The organism is Actinoplanes sp. NPDC048791, assembly GCF_040650095.1.
Taxonomy (GTDB): domain Bacteria; phylum Actinomycetota; class Actinomycetes; order Mycobacteriales; family Micromonosporaceae; genus Actinoplanes.
Map to the genome: position 1 here is coordinate 1 of NZ_JBEZGQ010001043.1, position 2,829 is coordinate 2,829.

Genomic DNA, 2,829 nt, shown 5'->3' on the forward strand with positions numbered 1-2,829 from the left:
GCCGCTGGCCGCCCTGCTGTCGCTGTCCTACGGCTCCGCGGGCTCGGCCGTGGCGGCGGGCGCCGCGATCGCCCTGACCGTCGGCACGACCAACGCGTACTTCACCGGCGGCGCCACCCTGGCCCGGACCCTCACCGCCGGTCGCGCCGGCGAACACCGTCAGATACTCCGGGCCGTCGAGGATGAAGCCGCCCCCAGCCGCCGAGGCTGGGCCGATCGCCTGGTCATCCCGCCGTGGCTGCTGACCGTCATGCTGGCCGCCGAGCTCGTCGCGACCTGGTTGCTCGGCACCGGCACGGTTCCCGTCTCGGCCATGGTCACCGTGCCGAGCGCGTTCTTCCTCGCCGTCTACCTCGGCTGCACCGTCTCCGGCTGGCGCACCCTCACCGGAGCACCGCGCACGGTCGCCGCCGTCGCCACGGTGGCCGTCGCCGCTGTCCTGCTCCTCACCGGGTACGCCCTGATACCGGCCCTGCTCGTCACGGTTGCGACGGCAATGTGGCCGGCCGGTCGAGCGGGCATGGTCACGCCCCGGCCAGTAGCTGCCGGTCGAGGAAGTCGACGACAGTTCGCGCCAGTGCGGTCCGGTGATCGGACAGCGCGTGATCGGTCTCGAAGAGCCGGTGTTCCAGCCGTTCGACCGGAAACTCCCGGTACAGCCGTACCAGTGGATGGTGATGCGTGCCGGCGGGCGTGACCGGATCGCGGCCGGTGCCGACGAGCAGCACCGGCCGGTCGGCCAGCCGCGGCGCGAGCTCACCCAGGCGCCACGCCGGGCCGGCGGCCTCCATCTCCCGCACGAGGGCCTCGCCGCTGGTGTCCTTCAACGGCAGCAGGTCGTCGTCGAAGGCCTCGACGTAACCGGCCCGGACCGCCGGGTCCTGGCAGGCCGCCGCGGCGGCGCCGAAGTCGAAACCGGCGATCGAGGCCACCGCGCCGACCCGCGGGTCCGCGGCGGCGGTCATCAGGGCGGCGAACCCGCCGAGGCTGTGACCGACCACGGCGACCCGGGAAGGGTCCAGGCCGTGGGCTCCGGCCATGGCGTCCCCGCGTACGGCGTCCACGACAGCGGCCGCGTCCTCGAGCACGTGGCGCCACGAATAGGAACCGCCCACGCCCCAGGAACCGCGGTAGTGGAACACGAGGGCCGCGTAGCCCGCCCGCCGCAGCGCCTGGGCCAGGTCGAAGTTGCGCTCGTTGCCCGGGAACCCGTGCAGCAGCACGACCACCGGGTGCGGACCCGGTCCCGCCGGCCGGTGCAGAACGCCCAGCAGCGTGTGGCCGCCGCTGGGGAACCGCACCGCGGGGGTGGCGGCCGCGGGCGTGAGGGACGGCGGGAAGTCCGCCTCAGAAGACGCGGCTGTCATGGCGATTCCTTTCCGGTGCGCGCCCGGTCGGTACTACGCAAGCACCGGCATCCGAGCGGAAGGACCGTCGTACCGTGGCCCTGACTTTCAGTATCTTTCTTCCCACCGGTTTCGGGCAGGAGTTCGCCCGCTTCACCGACCCGGTCCAGGCCTACGCGACGCTGACCGGGATCGCCCGCGCGGCGGACGAGCTCGGCTACGGGACGCTGTGGGCACCCGACCACCTCACCACGATCCCGCCGTCGGCGGAAATGCTCTTCGAATCCTGGTCGGTGCTGACCGGCCTGGCCCGCGACACCACCCGGATCCGGGTCGGGCAGCTGGTCACCGGCAACAGCTACCGCAACCCGGCCCTGCAGGCCAAGATGGCGTCCACGGTGGACGTGCTCTCCGGCGGCCGGCTCACGCTGGGCATCGGCGCGGGCTGGTACGAGCCGGACTACATCGGGTACGGCTACGAGTTCGGCACCGCGGGCGACCGGCTCCGGCGGCTCGGCGAGGCAGCCCAGATCATCCTCTCGCTGTGGACGGAGAAGGAGACGACCTTCGACGGCAGGTACTACCAGCTGCGCGGCGCGGTCAACGAGCCCAAGGGTGTCCAGTCGCCGCACATCCCGCTGATGATCGCCGGCGGCGGCGAGAAGGTCACCCTGCGGCTGGTGGCGAAGTACGCCGACGCCTGCAACGCGATGGATTCGCCCACGGTCCTGGCGCACAAGTACGCGGTGCTGCGCGCGCACTGCGACGAGGTCGGGCGGGACTACGACAGCATCCTGCGTACGGCGACGACGGTGTGCATCATCCGGGACACCGACGCGGAGGCCCGTGCCGCCGTGCCGCCCGGCATGGAGTTCGCCTATCCGGGCGACCTGGGCGGGTACGGGCTCGTCGGGACGGTGGACACGGTCCGCGAGCGGATCGCCGCCTACGAGGCCGCCGGGGTCCAGGAGCTCATCGTCGGTTTCGACGATCCGACCGACGTGGAGCAGGTCCGGCGCTTCGCGGCGGAATTCCTCAGCTGACCGGTCGCAGCCACGCCTCGAACTCCTGCGGCGTGCTGACTCCGTGCTCCAGCACGGCGGTGTAGATCTCGAACCCGCTCACCTCGTCCGGATACTCCGGACGCCGGTGCCAGACATCCTTGATGCGCAGGATGGTGAGCCGCTGGGCGGCGGTGAGGGAGGCGGCCAGGTTCCGGTGGTACGCCGTCACGTTCTCGTGGTCGTCGTACAGCCAGATGGACAGGTCGACGCGCCACTCGCCGACGCGCAGCGGCAGGTGGAACCGCTCGTCACGCTGCTCGCCGGTGGGCGAGCGTTCCCCGCGTTCGTCGGCGCAGGCGAAGCTGGTGAGACCGGGCAGCTCGCCCGCGCGGCCGAGCAGCCCCAGCACGTCGTGCGGTCCGAACGACGGCCCGCCCAGCAGCATCACGTCGAGGTCGCGCCACACCATCAGCCCGGAC

The 2,829-nt window shown here is 72.1% G+C and carries 3 protein-coding genes; 1 reads left to right on the top strand and 2 read right to left on the bottom strand.

Going from position 1 to position 2,829, the window contains the following annotated elements; translation table 11 throughout:
• Window positions 1-524: 524 nt before the first annotated feature.
• Window positions 525-1,367, bottom strand: a complete 843-nt coding sequence (locus AB0C29_RS41815; RefSeq protein ID WP_360832904.1) for an alpha/beta fold hydrolase — start codon at window positions 1,365-1,367, stop codon at window positions 525-527.
• A gap of 74 nt (window positions 1,368-1,441) precedes the next feature.
• On the opposite strand from AB0C29_RS41815, the gene AB0C29_RS41820 reads away from it, so the two are divergent.
• Entirely contained in the window at window positions 1,442-2,389 is a 948-nt protein-coding gene (locus AB0C29_RS41820) for an LLM class F420-dependent oxidoreductase (RefSeq protein ID WP_360832906.1), read from the top strand.
• On the opposite strand, the gene AB0C29_RS41825 is transcribed toward AB0C29_RS41820, so the two are convergent.
• Window positions 2,382-2,829 (bottom strand): hypothetical protein (locus tag AB0C29_RS41825; protein WP_360832909.1); only part of this gene is annotated, 448 nt, incomplete at its 5' end. The two genes, AB0C29_RS41820 and AB0C29_RS41825, sit on opposite strands and share 8 nt — an antisense overlap.

Excerpts from the sequence above, each read along its gene's own strand:
- AB0C29_RS41815 (WP_360832904.1), bottom strand. The coding sequence starts at position 1,367 with ATGACAGCCGCGTCTTCTGAGGCGGACTTCCCGCCGTCCCTCACGCCC.